12 protein-coding genes and 1 riboswitch are annotated in these 15,127 nt (G+C 70.1%); of the genes, 11 read left to right on the plus strand and 1 reads right to left on the minus strand.

Going from position 1 to position 15,127, the window contains the following annotated elements; genetic code table 11:
• Positions 1-15 precede the first annotated feature (15 nt).
• The 9 genes from hppD to asnB all read left to right on the plus strand — a co-directional run bounded on the left by hppD (position 16) and on the right by asnB (position 10,976).
• On the plus strand, positions 16-1,083 hold the full coding sequence (gene hppD, locus AB0B14_RS11310) for a 4-hydroxyphenylpyruvate dioxygenase (protein ID WP_357065024.1): 1,068 nt from the start codon (positions 16-18) through the stop codon (positions 1,081-1,083).
• A 46-nt stretch (positions 1,084-1,129) separates the two neighbouring features.
• A complete protein-coding gene (locus tag AB0B14_RS11315; RefSeq protein ID WP_357522343.1) occupies positions 1,130-2,041 on the plus strand; it encodes a phytanoyl-CoA dioxygenase family protein in 912 nt (303 codons plus the stop codon).
• A gap of 9 nt (positions 2,042-2,050) precedes the next feature.
• Complete coding sequence (locus AB0B14_RS11320) at positions 2,051-2,944, plus strand: alpha/beta hydrolase (RefSeq protein WP_357522344.1); 894 nt, start codon at positions 2,051-2,053, stop codon at positions 2,942-2,944.
• 20 nt (positions 2,945-2,964) lie between these two features.
• Positions 2,965-4,626 (plus strand): 2-succinyl-5-enolpyruvyl-6-hydroxy-3-cyclohexene-1-carboxylic-acid synthase, encoded by a 1,662-nt coding sequence (menD, locus tag AB0B14_RS11325; RefSeq protein ID WP_357522345.1) that lies wholly within the window; start codon positions 2,965-2,967, stop codon positions 4,624-4,626.
• Between the two features lie 43 nt (positions 4,627-4,669).
• Positions 4,670-5,734: a methyltransferase gene (locus AB0B14_RS11330; protein WP_357522346.1), complete on the plus strand. Its 1,065-nt coding sequence runs from the start codon at positions 4,670-4,672 to the stop codon at positions 5,732-5,734.
• 72 nt (positions 5,735-5,806) lie between these two features.
• Positions 5,807-7,114 carry a PLP-dependent aminotransferase family protein gene (locus AB0B14_RS11335; protein WP_357522347.1) on the plus strand — a complete coding sequence of 436 codons (1,308 nt, stop codon included), beginning with the start codon at positions 5,807-5,809 and terminating at the stop codon, positions 7,112-7,114.
• Complete coding sequence (locus tag AB0B14_RS11340) at positions 7,111-8,214, plus strand: alpha-hydroxy acid oxidase (RefSeq protein WP_357522348.1); 1,104 nt, start codon at positions 7,111-7,113, stop codon at positions 8,212-8,214. Before AB0B14_RS11335 ends, AB0B14_RS11340 begins: the two co-directional genes overlap by 4 nt.
• Before the next feature lie 42 nt (positions 8,215-8,256).
• Complete coding sequence (locus tag AB0B14_RS11345; RefSeq protein ID WP_357522349.1) at positions 8,257-9,072, plus strand: maleylpyruvate isomerase N-terminal domain-containing protein; 816 nt, start codon at positions 8,257-8,259, stop codon at positions 9,070-9,072.
• A gap of 53 nt (positions 9,073-9,125) precedes the next feature.
• The gene (gene asnB / locus AB0B14_RS11350) at positions 9,126-10,976 is read left to right on the plus strand and encodes an asparagine synthase (glutamine-hydrolyzing) (protein ID WP_357522350.1); all 1,851 of its coding nucleotides are present in this window, start codon (positions 9,126-9,128) and stop codon (positions 10,974-10,976) included.
• 382 nt (positions 10,977-11,358) lie between these two features.
• On the opposite strand, the gene AB0B14_RS11355 is transcribed toward asnB, so the two are convergent.
• Positions 11,359-12,399: an SdrD B-like domain-containing protein gene (locus AB0B14_RS11355; RefSeq protein ID WP_357522351.1), complete on the minus strand. Its 1,041-nt coding sequence runs from the start codon at positions 12,397-12,399 to the stop codon at positions 11,359-11,361.
• A gap of 132 nt (positions 12,400-12,531) precedes the next feature.
• Positions 12,532-12,732: riboswitch (cobalamin riboswitch) on the plus strand.
• A gap of 29 nt (positions 12,733-12,761) precedes the next feature.
• Here AB0B14_RS11355 and bluB point away from each other — a divergent pair.
• Positions 12,762-13,391 (plus strand): 5,6-dimethylbenzimidazole synthase, encoded by a 630-nt coding sequence (gene bluB, locus AB0B14_RS11360; RefSeq protein WP_357522352.1) that lies wholly within the window; start codon positions 12,762-12,764, stop codon positions 13,389-13,391.
• A gap of 766 nt (positions 13,392-14,157) precedes the next feature.
• The gene (locus tag AB0B14_RS11365; RefSeq protein ID WP_357065005.1) at positions 14,158-15,033 is read left to right on the plus strand and encodes an aminoglycoside phosphotransferase family protein; all 876 of its coding nucleotides are present in this window, start codon (positions 14,158-14,160) and stop codon (positions 15,031-15,033) included.
• The last annotated feature ends 94 nt before the right edge of the window (positions 15,034-15,127 follow it).

Here is a 15,127-nt window from a genome sequence, read left to right on the forward strand (position 1 = left end):
GAAGAGGAGCCAGCAATGCAGATCAACGACATCGACCACATCGAGTTCTATGTCGGTGATGCCCAGCAATCGGCCTTCTACTGGTGCACCGCCTTCGGATTCCAACTGTGCGGCCAGGCCGGGCCGGAGACCGGCCTCGCGGACCAGCGATCGCTGCTGCTGCGGCAGGGCGACGCGCGGTTCCTGCTCACCTCGGGCCTGACGCCCGCCCACCCGGCGGCTCGCTACGTCGCCAAGCACGGCGACGGCGTGGCGAACATCGCCTTCGCGACGCCGGATGCCGGCGAAGCATTCGAGGAGGCCGTCGCCCGCGGGGCGAGAGCCGTCGAGCCGTTGTCCACGGCCGTCGACGACGAGGCACGGGTGGTGACCGCGACCGTCGGCGGCTTCGGTGACGTCCAGCACCGCCTCGTCGAGCGGCACGGCTCGGAACACGCCTTCCTTCCGGGGGTCATGGACATCCTCACGTCCGAGCCGGAGCCCCGTGAGCAGCATTTCTCCCTGGTCGACCACGCGGCGGTGTGCCTTCCCACCGGAGACCTCGGGCGGACCGTCCAGTACTACCGTGACGTGTTCGGCTTCCGCCAGATCTTCGAGGAGTTCATCGAGGTCGGCGCCCAGGCCATGGACTCCAAAGTCGTACAGAACGACGCGGGGACCGTGACGTTCACCCTGATCGAGCCGGCGCCCGGCTACCGGGCGGGCCAGATCGACCGGTTCCTGGAGCAGCACCAGGGCGCGGGCGTGCAGCATCTGGCGTTGCTGACCGGCGACATCGTGGCCGCGGTGAGCGACCTGGACGTCCGCGGCGTCCAGTTCCTGAGCACGCCGGCCAGCTACTACCACTCCATCGAGGAGCGCCTCGGCCGGACCGACGTCCCCGTCGAGCGGCTGCGGGCCACCAACGTCCTGGTCGACCGGGACCACTGGGGCGAGCTGTTCCAGATCTTCACCAAGCCCGTGCACGTCCGTGGCACCTACTTCACCGAGCTCGTCGACCGGCACGGCGCCCGCTCGTTCGGCAGCAACAACATCAAGGCGCTGTACGAGGCCGTCGCCCAGGACACCGAGGTGAGCGCGTGACCCCCGGCGACGACACGACCCGGCGCTTTCGCAGAAAGGGATCCCGATGACCTCGCAAGTTGACTCGTTCGCGCTGACCGACGAGGAGCGCGACCTGCTGCCGTCCGACTCCGACGTGCAGTTCTACCTCGAGCACGGCTGGTTCCTCTCCCCTCGGATCTTCAGCGACGCCGAGGTCGACCTCCTGGTGACGGCCAGCGAACAGTTCTACGCCGGTCACCGCGACCGGGTCCTGCCGGTACGCCCGGCGAGGCTGGCCTACTGGGAACCATCCGCCGGCGCCGTCCAGCGCCACAACGACTACATCCACTACGAGTCGGCCGCCATCGGCGAGATCCTGCGCAAGCCGCTCATCGGTGCCATCGCGGCGCGACTGGCACAGGCCGACGCGATCCGCATCTTCCAGTCCACCCTGATCTACAAGCCGGCCCGGCCCGCGGAGGAGACGAACATCGTTCCGTGGCACTTCGACAGGCACTACTGGGCAACGTCCACGTCCGAGCGCATGCTCACCGCGTTCCTCCCCTTCCACGACTGTGACGAGGAGATGGGCACCATCACCATGGTGGACGGCAGCCACCGGTGGCAGGAGATCGGTGGGAACGACGAGACGTCCCGGCACTTCGCCGACCGCGACCGGACGCAGCTCGAGGAGATGCTGCGGGAGAACGCCGAGGCGAACGGCACCGAGGTCCGCAAGGTCCCGATGATCATCCCGAAGGGGCATGTCAGCTTCCACCACTGCCGCACCTACCACGGCAGCGGGGCCAACGTCAGCGACCGTCCGCGCCGGGCTATCTCGCTGCACCTGCAGGACGGGGACAACGCGTACCGGAAGTTCAAGCTGTCGGACGGGTCCCAGGTCAGCTACAACCACGACGTGCTGGTGCGTCGCCAGGCGGACGGCACTCCCGACTACTCCGATCCGGAGTACTGCCCGACGATCTGGCGCGGATAGCCGTCCACGATGGCCAGGAGACTACTGACCGCCTCGTCCGTCCGGACGGGCCTCAACATCGCGTCCTGGATAGCGCCGGCGCTCGCCGGCCACGGCGCGTACGTCACCTTCTGCAAGACCTGGAAGCGGGCGAACCTGCGGGTCACCGAAAAGGAGGTGCACGCGTCGGCCATCCGGGACGTCGTGGTGGTCAGGGGGAAGCGGGTCGTCACGTACCGCTGGGGTGACGGCGGGAAGCCGGTGCTGCTGCTGCACGGGTGGCGCTCGCGGGCGTCACGGTTCGCTTCCTTCGTCCCCCGGCTGCTCGCCCACGGGTACAGCCCACTGAGTTTCGACGCCCCCGGCCACGGCCACTCGGGCGGCGAGGCCACCACCGTGGCGGAGTACGGCCGCGTCATCGACGAGGTGCAGCGGTGCTTCGGCACCTTCGAGGCGATCGTCGCCCATTCGTACGGCGTGCCGTGCGCCCTGCTCGCCGTACGCAACGGCGTGCGGACCCGGAGACTCGTGGCCATCAGCGGTGTCGCGGACCTCGGGTTCCTGGTCGACGAGTTCCACCGGCGGCTGGGGGTGAACGAACGGGTCGTGCGCCGCCTGCACCGGCGCGTCCAGCAGGAGGTCTTCTCGGCCGGGCAGGGCGGCGGGCAGCAGTCGCCCGGCGCGCGCGCCGAGGCCGCCGTCCCGATGCTCGTGATCCACGACGGTTCCGACACCACGGTCGGCATGGATCACGCGAACCGGCTCATCGCCGACTACGCCGGCCCGGCCCGGCTGCTCGTCACCGACCGGCTGGGCCACCAGCGCATTCTCATCGCCCGTGAGGTGGTGCAGGCGGTGGTCGAGTTCGTGGACGAGGCGCCGAGCGCCGCGTCGCTGGCTCTGGCTCCCGAAGCCGACGACTGATCGTCTCCGGAAAGGACATCGTGCACTTCTCGGATCCCCTGGCCAGCACCGTCGCCGACGAACTGGCGCGGTGCGGGGTCACCGACGTGGTCGCCTCGCCCGGCCTGCACTCCGGAGTGCTCGCGCACGCCGTCCACCAGTGCCCGGGCGTGCGGCTGCACGTACGCATCGACGAACGGTCCGCGGCCTTCCTCGCGCTGGGGCTCGCCCGGGCGAGCGGCCGCCCCGCCGCCGTGGTGTGCACGTCGGGGACGGCGGCAGCCAACCTGCATCCCGCCGTGCTGGAGGCCCGGCACAGTCGCGTGCCGCTGGTCGTCATCACCACCGATCGGCTGCCCGCGCTGCGCGGCACGGGAGCCAACCAGGCGACCGACCAGGTGCGGCTGTACGGGACGGCGACGCCCCACTACACCGAACTGCACACCGAGCCACCCACCACGGCCACGGTGCGGTACTGGCGATCCGCGGTGTCCCGGGCCCTCGGCAACTGCGTCTCCGGGCCGGTGCATCTCAACATCGGCCTGCACGAGCCGTACGACGCACCGGCCCCGCTGCCGGACGAGGCGGCCCTCCTGGCGTCGGCGCGCCCACCGGGGGAACCCTGGACCCGGGTCCGGCATGCTCCGGAGCCACCGCGCACGCTGGACGTGCCCGCCCGCGGGGTGATCGTCGTCGGCGACGGCGCGAGCGATCCGCACGCCGCTGTCACCTTCGCCGAGCAGGCCGGGTGGCCGTTGCTCGCCGAGCCGCAGAGCGGTGCGCGCTACGGTGCCAACGCCATCCGGACGTACGGCGACCTGCTCAGCCATCGGAAGTTCCGGGAGGGGGCCGAACCGGAGATGGTGATCACCATGGGGCGGCCCGGCGTCCACCTCGCGGTTCTCGACTACCTCGGTCAGGCCCGCGACCATCTCGTCGTCGATCCGTCCGCTGACTGGGCCGACCCCACCCGCGGCGCCACCGAGGTGCTGTCCCGGCTCGGTACGCCGAGGCTGCGCGACCAGGATCCGGATTGGTTGCGCCGGTGGCAGGACGCCGACAAGGCCGCCGGTGCCGCGCTCGACGTGATGCTGGACCGTACCGATCTCAGCGAGCCGCGCATCGCCCGCGACCTGGTGGCGGCGATCCCGGACGGGTCGCTGCTCTTCGCCGGCTCCAGCATGCCGATTCGCGATCTGGAACAGACCATGCGACCGCGTCAGGCCGTCCGGATCCTCGCCAACCGGGGACTCAGCGGCATCGACGGAGCGGTGTCCAGTGCGATCGGTGCCGCGCTGGCACACCAGGCGCAGGGCGGCGGCCGAGCCTACGCGCTGCTCGGCGACCTGTCGCTGCTGCACGACCAGAACGGACTCGTCACCGGCCTCGGCTCACCGCGGCCGGACCTCACCATCGTCGTGGTCAACAACAACGGCGGCGGCATCTTCTCGCTGCTCCCGATGCGGAGGCCGATCGACGACTTCGAGGTGCTCTTCGGTACGCCGCACGGCGTCTCCTTCGAACAGGTGGCGGCCGCGTCTGGCTGGCCGTACACGCGGGCCTCCGACACGGCCGATCTGCTCGCGGTGCTCGACCAGCCCGGTCCCCGCCTGATCGAGGTGGTCACCGATCGCCGGGACAACGCCTCGCTGCACCGGCGCCTCACGGTGGCCGTCACGTCCGCCGTCGGAGCGGCCCTGTGAGCGGAGCTCCCACTCACTCCACGTCTGCCCGCTGGGGGAAATGATGTCGACTTTCCACGCTCAACCGGACCACACCGTGGCCGCGGCCCCGCCACGGGTACGACTGAGTGACGCCGCGCTGGTACAGAGCCTGCTCTCCGGGGCGTGGCTGGGCCAGGCCTGCTACACGGTCGCGAAGCTCGGCATCGCCGACCTGCTGGCGGACGGTCCGGAGACCGCGCCGAACCTGGCCGCGCGGTGCGGCGCCGATCCGGACGCGCTGCTGCGCCTGCTGCGGGCACTGGCTTCCGTCGGCCTCTTCACCCAGCGGGGACGCGAGACGTTCGAGCTCACCGGCGCTGGCTCGCTGCTACGGAGCGACGTGCCCGAATCGGCCCGGGCCAGCGCCATCATGCTGGGCGAGGAGGTGTTCCGCTCCTTCGCCGAGCTGCCGCACGCGGTCCGGACCGGCACCCCGGCCTTCGACCAGGCGTACGGGCAGCCCATGTACTCCTACCTCGCCACTCATCCCGAGGTCGCGCGTACGTTCCACGCCGCCCTGGGCAGCCATCGGACGGTACCCGCCGCCCTGTCGCGGTGTGACGTCGGCAGGGCCCGCACCATGGTCGATGTCGGTGGCGGCGACGGCGCGCTGCTCGCCGCCCTCCTCACCGGCCGGCCGGAGACCCGCGGCGTCCTGCTCGAGCTGCCGGAGGCGATCCGGCAGGCGAGCACCCGCTTCGCCGAGGCCGGTGTCGCGGACCGGGTGACACTTGTGGAAGGCAGCTTCTTCGACCGGGTGCCCGGCGATGGCGATCTCTACCTGCTGGCGCGCTGCCTGCACAACTGGAGCGACGACAAGGCCCTCGCCATCCTGCGGACCGTACGCGCGGCGATGCGACCCGGAGCGCGCCTGGTGGTGCTGGAGAAGGTGGTCCCGGACGGGCCCGGACCGAGCCAGGCCAAGATCTTCGATCTGCTCATGCTGGCCATGGTGGAGGGGCGCAACCGGACCGACGGCGAGTACCGGGAGCTGATCGGCCGCGGCGGCTTCGATGTGGTGGCCGTACACCCGGCGTCCCGGCACGATCCGCGGGCCGAGAGCGCGATCGAGGCCGTCGCGGTGTGAGACCCGCAGCAGTCGCCGTCCTGAACGCGCTGTGCCGGCGCGCCGCCGCCGGCACGGTCGAGAGGAGACCGCATGTCCCTACGGAAGGCCGACTTGCACCGGAGTCTCGCCGATCCGGTGCTCGACACGATGACGTTCCTGAACGAGATCACCTTGCGCTATCCCGAAGCGATCTCCTTCGCCCCCGGCAGGCCGTACGAGGACTTCTTCGACACCGAGGACATCTTCACCTACCTGCGTCGCTACCTGGCTCACCTGGAGCAGGACGGCTGTTCGCCCGAGCAGATCCGCACCACGATGTGCCAGTACGGCAACACCGCCGGGCAGATCCGTGACATCGTCGCCGCCGCACTGCGCACCGACGAGGGGATCGACGTGCCGGCCCGGTCGATCGTGATCACGGTGGGCGCACAGGAGGGGATGCTCCTGGTGCTGCGGGCGTTGTTCGCCGGGCCGCGGGACGTGCTGCTGGTCTCCAGCCCCTGCTACATGGGTATCACCGGGGCGGCGAGCCTGCTGGACATCCCGGTCGTCGAGGTCGAGGAGCCGGCGAGCGGCTTCTCCGCCGCGGTGGTCGCGGAGGCGATCCGCCGGGAACAGGCCGCCGGACGCCGGCCGGCGGCGTTCTACCTGGTGCCCGACCACTCCAACCCCTCCGGGCGTACGGTCGGCGAGCGGGAGCGGGCCGAGCTGCTGGCCGTGGCCGAGCGACACGGGGTGCTGATTCTCGAAGACAGCCCGTACCGGATGGTCAGCCCCGGCGACCGGGTTCCCACGCTGAAGGCCATGGACCGCGCCGGGGTGGTGGTGCACCTGGGTTCCTACTCCAAGACGGTGTTCCCCGGCGCCCGGGTCGGTTACGTGATCGCCGACCAGCCGGTCGACAGCGGTGCGGGCGGGCTGCTCGCCGACCAGCTCGTCAAGCTCAAGAGCATGACGACGGTCAACACGTCGCCGTTGAGTCAGGCCGTGGTGGCCGGTGCGCTGCTGGCGGCGGACGGCCGGTTGTCCGAACGCAACGCCAAGGCCGCCGACCACTACGCCGCCGCGATGGACGCCACCCTGCGCGAGCTGGACCGGCGGCTGCCGGCTGAGCGGCGGGCCGCGCTGGGTGTCAGCTGGAACAGCCCGGCTGGCGGCTTCTTCCTGACCATGCGGGTGCCGTTCGCGGCCGACGAGGCCGCGCTGGCCCGCTCGGCCGACGAGTTCGGCGTCGTCTGGACGCCGTTGCGGTACTTCTACCTCGACGGCGGGGGTGCGGACACGCTGCGGCTCTCGATCAGCTATCTGTCCGAGGAAGAGGTCGTCGAGGGCGTACGCCGGCTGGCCGACTTCGTCGTCGCCGAGGCCGGGCGCGCACGCCGGGAGGCCGACCGATGACCCACCCGGCCGCGCCGGAGCCGCTGCGCCTGGACACCGTCGACGACTACCGGGCGCTTGCCGAGGCGATGCTCCCGGACGCGGTACGTGATTTCGTGGCGGGCGGCAGCGAGTCGGAGACCACCCTGGCGGCCAATCGGCAGGCCCTGGACCGCGTCACCGTGCTGCCCCGGGTGCTGCGCGGCGCGCAGCGGGCCGATCCGTCCACCACGCTCGCCGGGACGCCTGCCACCGTGCCGCTGGCTGTGGCACCGATGGCCTACCAGCAGCTCTACCACCCCGACGGTGAGGTGGCGACCGCCCGGGCCGCCGCGTCAGCCGGGGTGCCCTTCATCAGCAGCACGCTGAGCAGCGTGAGCGTCGAGGAGGTGGCCGGGGCCGGCGGTGAGCACTGGTTCCAGCTCTACTGGCTCAAGGACGACCGTGAGACGTTCGGGCTGGTGGAGCGGGCCGAGGCGGCCGGTTGCCGGGTGCTGGTGGTCACCGTCGACGTACCGATCATGGGGCGCCGGCTGCGTGACGTGCGCAACCTGTTCACGCTGCCCGCTGGTGTGCGGTCGGCGAACGTCCGGTCCGGCGCGCAGAGCGTGGCCCACCGGGGCAACGGCGCCGGCTCCGCGCTGGCCACCCACACGGCCGCCGAGTTCCACCCGGGTCTGGGCTGGGAACACCTCGATCTGCTGCGGTCGCGGACCTCGCTGCCGATCGTGGTCAAGGGAATCCTCGACCCGGACGACGCCCGCCGGGCGGCCGAGGCGGGCGCCACCGGGGTGGTGATCTCCAACCACGGTGGCCGGCAACTGGACGGGGCGCCGGCCAGCGTCACCATGCTTCCGGCGGCCGTCGAGGCGGTTCCGGCGGGCTGTCAGGTCTACCTGGACAGCGGTATCCGTGGCGGAACCGACATCCTGCGGGCGCTGGCGCTCGGCGCGGACGGTGTGCTGATCGGCCGGCCGGTGATCTGGGCACTGGCGGCCGGTGGCCAGGCGGGCGTGACCGGGCTGCTGGGGCTGCTGGCGGCCGAGCTGCACGCGGCGATGCGGCTCGCGGGTTGCGCGGACGTCGCCGCGGTCCGGGAACTCAGCGCGGCCCTCAGATGATCAGACGATCGGTGTCCGCTCGACGAAACGATGGGATGACTCATGCCGGAGATCAACGCTCTGCCCGAGGTCGGACGAACGGCACTGTCCGACGCGATCCGCAGTGCCGCCGTTCGCGCGGCAGCGGTGATCCGGGCCGCCAAGTCTCCGGACGCCATGGTTCCCGGGCTGAGCTGGACCGCCGGCGAGACCGCGGCGCACCTGGTGAACGAGTTCGTCGACTACACCGCGTACGCGCAGGGACGGAACAACCCCGCCGCGGGCGACCACCCGTCGCGGCGCAACGCCGAGGCGAACGCCGCGCAGTTGCGTACCGATCCCGATCGTGACCTCGCCTCGCTGGCCGATCGGCTGCTGCCGGCGGTGACGGGATTCCTGGCCGTGCAGCCGCCGGCGCAACCGCTGATCGTCAGCAACGGCCTCGCGTTGGGCTGGTCGACGATGAGCTCGGCGCTGCTCGGCGAACTGGTCGTGCACGGGCTGGACATCGCGCGGGCGAGCGGACAGCCGTGGCGCATCGACCGGTCCGACGCGTTGCTGGTGCTCGACGGCGTACTGACGATGATGCCGCGATACCTGAACCGGAAACGCGCCGCGGACGTCCGCGCGAGCATCGAGATCAGGTTGCGGGGCGGCCCGCGCTACCTGGTGGAGATCGACCACGGGACCGCGGTGACCGGCAGGTCGGCCGCGCAGACCAGGGCGGACTGCTGGATCTCCGCCGATCCCGTCGCGTTCCTCAAGGTCGGCTTCGGTCGCACCGGCCAGTGGGGCCAGATCGCCCGCGGCAAGCTGCTGACCGGCGGTCGCAAGCCCTGGCTCGCCACCACCTTCGGCACTGTGGTCACCAGGCCGTGAGCGCTCGCACCGGTAACCATCACCACGATTGATCTGTCAACTGGAGGCATACCGTGTGTGGAATTGTCGGATGGGTCGACTTCGCCCGTGACCTCCGCCGCGAGGGCGCGGTGCTGCGGGCGATGACGGCGACGATGAGCCTGCGCGGGCCGGACGCCGAGGGCGTGTGGCTCGCCGAGCATGTCGGCCTCGGGCACCGCCGGCTCGCCGTCATCGACCTGTCGACCGGGGCGCAGCCGATGACCGTCGAGCACGACGGCGCCGCCATCGCCGTGATCACCTACAGCGGCGAGGTCTACAACTATCGCGAGTTGCGCACCCAGTTGCGCGGGCTGGGCCACGAGTTCCGCACCGAGAGCGACACCGAGGTGGTCCTGCACGCCTACCTGGAATGGGGCGAAAATTTCGCCGAGCACCTCAACGGCATGTACGCCTTCGGCCTCTGGGACCCGCGCGAGCAGGCGCTGCTGCTGGTCCGTGACCGCATGGGCATCAAGCCGCTCTATTACCGGCCGATGCCGGACGGCGTGGTCTTCGCCTCCGAGCCCAAGGGCGTGCTCGCCCACCCGCAGGTGCCGGCCGTCGTCGACACCGACGGGCTGCGCGAGCTGCTCGCCTTCACCAAGACGCCCGGACACGGCATCTACCGGGACCTGCGCGAAGTGCGCCCCGGCGAGATCGTCCGGGTGGACCGGTCCGGGCTGCGCGCCCGCCGCTACTGGTCCCTCACCCCCCGGGAGCACACCGACGATCGGGACACCACCGTACGGACCGTGCGCGAACTGCTCGACGACATCGTTCAGCGGCAGCTCATCGCCGACGTGCCGCTCGGCGTGCTGCTCTCCGGTGGCCTCGACTCGTCGGCGATCACCGCACTGGCCGCCCGCGCCCTCGCGGCGCAGGGTGCCGGCCCGGTGCGCTCGTTCGCGGTCGACTTCGCCGGGCAGACCGAGCACTTCCAGCAAACCGGGATGCACCTGACGCCCGACGCGCCGTTCGTGCACGAGGTCGCGCAGCACGTCGGCTCCGACCACACCGACATCGTGCTGGACTCGCCCGCCCTCATGGACCCTCTCTACCGCACCGGCGTGCTCAACGCGGCCGACGTGCCCCCCGCGCTCGGCGACATGTACACCTCGCTCTACCTGCTCTTCCGCGCCGTCCGGGAGCGGTCGACAGTGGCGTTGTCCGGCGAGTCCGCGGACGAGGTCTTCGGCGGTTACGCCTGGTTCCACGATCCGGCCGTGATCCGTGCGGACACGTTCCCCTGGATGGCCGCGGTCCGTGGCGCCCCGGGTGACCCTCAACCGCCGAGCCTGTTCGCGCCCGATCTGAAGCTCGACCTGCCGGGCTACCAGGACGCGGCGTACCGGCAGGCGCTGACCGAGGTCGACCACCTGCCCGGCGAGGCGCCGGAGGAGTACCGGATGCGCGAGATGTTCTACCTCAACCTCACCCGGTTCCTGCAGGTGCTCCTCGACCGCAAGGACCGGATGAGCATGGCCCACGGCCTCGAGGTGCGGGTGCCGTTCTGCGACCACCGGCTCGTCGAGTACGTCTACAACGTCCCGTGGAGCCTCAAGGCCTTCGACGGGCGGGAGAAGAGCCTGCTCCGCGCCGCCACCGCCGACGTGCTGCCCGCCTCGGTGGTGGCCCGGCGCAAGAGCCCCTACCCGACCACTCAGGACCCGGCCTACGAGCGCATGCTGGCCGACCGGACCAGGGCTGTGCTGACCGACCCCGGCGCGCCGGTGCGGGCACTGCTCGACGACAACCGCGCCCGCGCACTCGCCGGTGCCAAGCTCGAGGGCGGCGCCCTGGCGGCGGCCCGGCGCAGTGTGGAGATGCTGCTGGGGCTCAACGAGTGGTTGAGTCGCTATCCGGTACGTCTGGAGCTGAACTGACCGGCGCTCCCCCACTCTGCTAGCCCGAATGGAGATGATCATGCGGGTGGTGGTGATCCGCAGCTGGACGCGCCTGCGACCCGGTTGCCGGAGACCGGCCCTCAAACTGACCGACGGGGAAGAACTGGCTTGACCCAGACGGATATATCGGTGCTGGGGGAAAGCTCGTGGGCGAGGCCCTGCGGCGTGATCGCGACACACCATGAGCTCAACCAGGGTCCAACAGTTCAGCGGCAGTCGCGCGGATCGCGCCGTGAGTACGGCCGGAGTCGCGGTGCCGAGGCTCCAGCGAGGTGCTGGAGCCTCGGCGTCCTTCGCCTTGCTCGACGTAGCGGGGGACGCTACAGCGGCCGTGTTCGGCCGCTGGGGCGATCTCGGTCGATCAGGCCTGCAGGCGTACTCGGCGGCGTCGTGCGACAAGCACCAGCGCGATGCCGACCGCGACGGCGACCGCAGCAGCGCCGACGAACAGCATGGTGTTGTCGCCGGTGACCGGCAGGCCCGGGCCGGTGCTCGACGACGCCGACGGTGACGGCGTCATCGAAGTCGGCGTCGTCGTCGAAGTCGGCGTCGAGGTCGGCGTCATCGTCGAGGTCGGCGTCGCCGTCGAAGTGGGCGTCGGCGTCGGCGTCGTCGTCGTCGAAGTCGGCGTCGGCGTCGCGCTCGGCGAGCTCACGGCGACCTTCTTCGCCGCCACGAAGACGCGCGGCTCGTCGCTGTCGTCGGCCCTGACCTGCGCCAGAGTGTGGTCGTCCGCGCCGTTCTCGCCGGCCAGGATCTTCCAGCCCGCCGGGGCGGTGAAGGTCAGCAGGACGTCGCCGGCGGGGAGGCGGGCGAAACGGAACAGGCCCTTGGCGTCTGTGCTGGCCTCGGCGTACGTCGTCTTGCCGTCGGCACTGGTGGCGACGACCTTGACACCCGGGACGCCAGGCGTCCGGGGCGTCCACTCGGCGTCATAGGACTCACCCTGGAAGACGTAGCCGCCGAGATCGTCGAAGACGCCCGCCACCAGCAGCCGCACGCTGGTGATGTTGTCGGCGTCGTTGGCCTCGCCGTTGTCGGCGGCAAGCGAGAAGGCAACGAACCCGTAGCCGGACTGCCACGCCACATGGTTGGTCTTGCCGGTGATCTGAACGGTCTTGGTGGCGCCGGCGGCGAGGTCGAAGCCGGTCGACAGCTCACCGTAGGCGACACCGTCGACGCCCTCGCTGTCGCCGCCGGTGTAGTGCACGTGCCTGGCGTCGACAGAGCTCTTGTTCTTCACCGTGACCGTGATGGTGAAGGTCTCGCCCTCGGCGTAGTTGGCCTTGTCGGCGGCGGAGGTCACCGCGATATCCGGCTTGGGCTCGGCGGCCAGGGCGGCCGCTGCCGGAAGAACGGCCACGAGCACGCCCACGAGGGCGGCGGCGGCAAGTTTGCGCATGGAGGTCTCCGTAATGGGGGCGGGAATCAGCGCGATGCTAACGGCTGGGCGAGTCGCTCCGCTGTCCCAGGACCGCCGGAACACCTTTGGCGAGACAGGCCCCGGGCTCGTCGGGGGCCGCTATGGTGCACGGTGGCACAAACGTTGCGAGGTGCCCCGCGCCAGTGGGGAGAATCGGGAAGCCGGTGTGAGTCCGGCACGGGCCCGCCGCGGTGACCGGGGAGCTGCCACCCACGCGTACCAGACGCAGCCACTGACCCTGCGGGGTTGGGAAGGCGGGTGACCAGCGTAGATCCGGGAGTCCGAAGACCGGCCTCGCGTCATCGACCCCGTCAGGGGCACGAGCGCAGCGGGAGCCTGCCATGAACACCGGACTCTACGAGACCATCCACCGCCGCCGGGACGTACGTGCCCAGTTCACCGGGGCGCCGATCCCGGACGAGACGTTGAACCGGATCCTCACGGCGGCGCACGCCGCACCGAGCGTCGGCCTCTCCCAGCCCTGGGACTTCATCCTGGTCCGCGATCCCGAGCTGCGGCAGGAGTTCCACCAGCACGTACAGCGGGAACGGGACACCTTCGCGGCCACTCTCGACGGTGCGGCGAAGGAACGCTTCACCCGGATCAAGATCGATGGTGTACGCGAGTCGACGTTGTCGGTCGTGGTCACATACGACCCGCAGCGGGGTGGACCGGCGGTGCTCGGCCGTCACGCGATCGCCGACGCCGGCCTCTACTCGGTCTGTCTGGCAATCCAGAACCTGTGGCTGGCCGCGACCGCCGAGCAACTCGGGGTTGGTTGGGTCTCGTTCTACCGGGAGCCGTTCCTGCGCGACCTGCTCGGCATCCCGGCCACCGTCCGCCCGGTGGCGTGGCTCTGCCTCGGCCCGGTCACCCATCTGGAGCAGACGCCGGACCTGGAGCGGCACGGCTGGCGCCAGCGACGCCCGGTGTCGTCGGTGATTCACCACAATCGCTGGACGATGGAGTGACCGAGTTCTGCCGACGCCGATCCAGGGGCCCCCGCTGGCCGAACAGCCGTTCGTGCCCAGGAAGCCTCCGGAGCGAGCAACGGTCGACGGCCTGGTCGGTGAGCCCGTCCGCGGGGCGGCGGGTCAGGAAATGCCAGCACTGCTACGGCCAGGGCCAGCACGGCGACGGCGGCGCGCTTCAACTGTGGGTCTGACGGAAGAACCGGCCGCCGCAGTGCCGGCGGATCCGAATGCCTCACTTTGCACTGACGGAGATGAAATCAGGGTCGACTGCCGTCTTATCCGGACCTTCGCCGCCATCGATCCCTACGGCACCCCTTACCCACTGCGATCAGCACGATCGCCGCGAAAATGCCGCAATGACGACGAAGTACATAGCAGCGGGTAATCAGATCAATACAACGAGGCTAGACATCTATAGATCATCATGAGAGGCTGTTGCAATGCGGGGGGAGTTCGGGGATCGCCGAATTGGTAACCATTTGTGACGAAGCCGCTCCCACCCGTCTCCACCTCACTTAATCAAGAGACGGTCGCAGGAGGAACCGGTCCAGCAACAACTCTTCGTGTCTTTATCGCGCCGCCATGCCGGCTTGCGGTCTAATTGCCGGCACGGACGGTACACCCTGCGCTGACTCACTCTCGTGAGCCCTGGGGCGAGAGTTTCGCATGTCCACAATCCTCGGCATTCTCCGTCGGACTGACGGTACCGAGGTGCACCTGAATGGCGCGACAACGGAAAGCGACTCACGGAAGGTGACCACCCTTGCTGGATCTGGAAGAGATAACTGCGCGGTTCCAGTCGATCGCCGACTACGCGCGCTCGGGAAAGGTGAACCATCGCTGGTTGAGTTCGCTGCCGGAGCAGTTGGCGACCCTGGCCCGCGAGTGGGACCTCGAAATCGGCGCCGAGCTCGGTTCCGAAATCGGCGCCGACTTCTCCTCGGGCGTCTCCTCGGTGGTGCTGGCCTGCACCGGCCCCTTGGGCGACGCGGTGTTGAAGCTCGCGCCGGACTCGTACGCCCTCGCCGAGGAGGTGGCGATGCTGCGGCAGTTCGCCCCGAGCGGACGGGTTCCGGCAGTCCTCGCCGCTGCCAAGGGAGCGGTGCTGTTGGAGGCCATCAAACCGGGCATTCCGGTGGAACAGCTTCCGGAGGCACCGTCCCCCACCGACTACGCGTTGTTCCTCAACGAGCTGCACTCGGCCGGCGATCCGGAGAGCGCGCCCCGGAAGGCCGCCGACTGGCTTGAGCTGATGTACGGCTGGACCGAGCGGGGCGGCCTGGACGTGACGGAATCGCGCCGGATCACGGCGGAGCTCTTTTCCGCACCAGCGGAACGGGTGCTGTTGCACGGCGATCTGCACCTCGGCAATGTTCTCGCGTCCGACACCAGGGGTCTGGTGGCTCGTAGTCCGATTGCCTGTGTCGGCGAACGCTGCTTTGACGCCGCCGATTATGTGCTTGAGGGTTGGGATCGGTCCGCAATGGTGTTTCGGCGTGACGAGTTGGCGCGGGCTGCCGATCTCGATCCCGACCGGCTGGACGCCTGGTGTCGGGCGCTCGCTCCACTCGGGGCGTCGCGCTCCAATACCCCGGAACGCATCGCGGAACTGCTTGCATTCGGGCGAGGTGAGTATTGATGGCCAGGTCCGGATCCAGCGTGTCGGGCTTTCTCACGCGGTTGATCCCTGCTGACTCCCTGCGCCGGAGGCTACTGGCGATCCGACTCGCCGG

The organism is Micromonospora sp. NPDC049171 (genome assembly GCF_040648275.1).
In the GTDB taxonomy this organism is placed as follows: Bacteria; Actinomycetota; Actinomycetes; order Mycobacteriales; family Micromonosporaceae; genus Micromonospora.

Bases quoted from the DNA above. Each gene is read 5' to 3' on its own strand.
- hppD (WP_357065024.1), top strand. From the start codon at position 16: ATGCAGATCAACGACATCGACCACATCGAGTTCTATGTCGGTGATGCC.
- AB0B14_RS11315 (WP_357522343.1), top strand. From the start codon at position 1,130: ATGACCTCGCAAGTTGACTCGTTCGCGCTGACCGACGAGGAGCGCGAC.
- AB0B14_RS11320 (WP_357522344.1), top strand. From the start codon at position 2,051: ATGGCCAGGAGACTACTGACCGCCTCGTCCGTCCGGACGGGCCTCAAC.
- AB0B14_RS11330 (WP_357522346.1), top strand. From the start codon at position 4,670: ATGTCGACTTTCCACGCTCAACCGGACCACACCGTGGCCGCGGCCCCG.
- AB0B14_RS11335 (WP_357522347.1), top strand. From the start codon at position 5,807: ATGTCCCTACGGAAGGCCGACTTGCACCGGAGTCTCGCCGATCCGGTG.
- AB0B14_RS11340 (WP_357522348.1), top strand. From the start codon at position 7,111: ATGACCCACCCGGCCGCGCCGGAGCCGCTGCGCCTGGACACCGTCGAC.
- AB0B14_RS11345 (WP_357522349.1), top strand. From the start codon at position 8,257: ATGCCGGAGATCAACGCTCTGCCCGAGGTCGGACGAACGGCACTGTCC.
- AB0B14_RS11355 (WP_357522351.1), bottom strand. From the start codon at position 12,399: ATGCGCAAACTTGCCGCCGCCGCCCTCGTGGGCGTGCTCGTGGCCGTT.
- bluB (WP_357522352.1), top strand. From the start codon at position 12,762: ATGAACACCGGACTCTACGAGACCATCCACCGCCGCCGGGACGTACGT.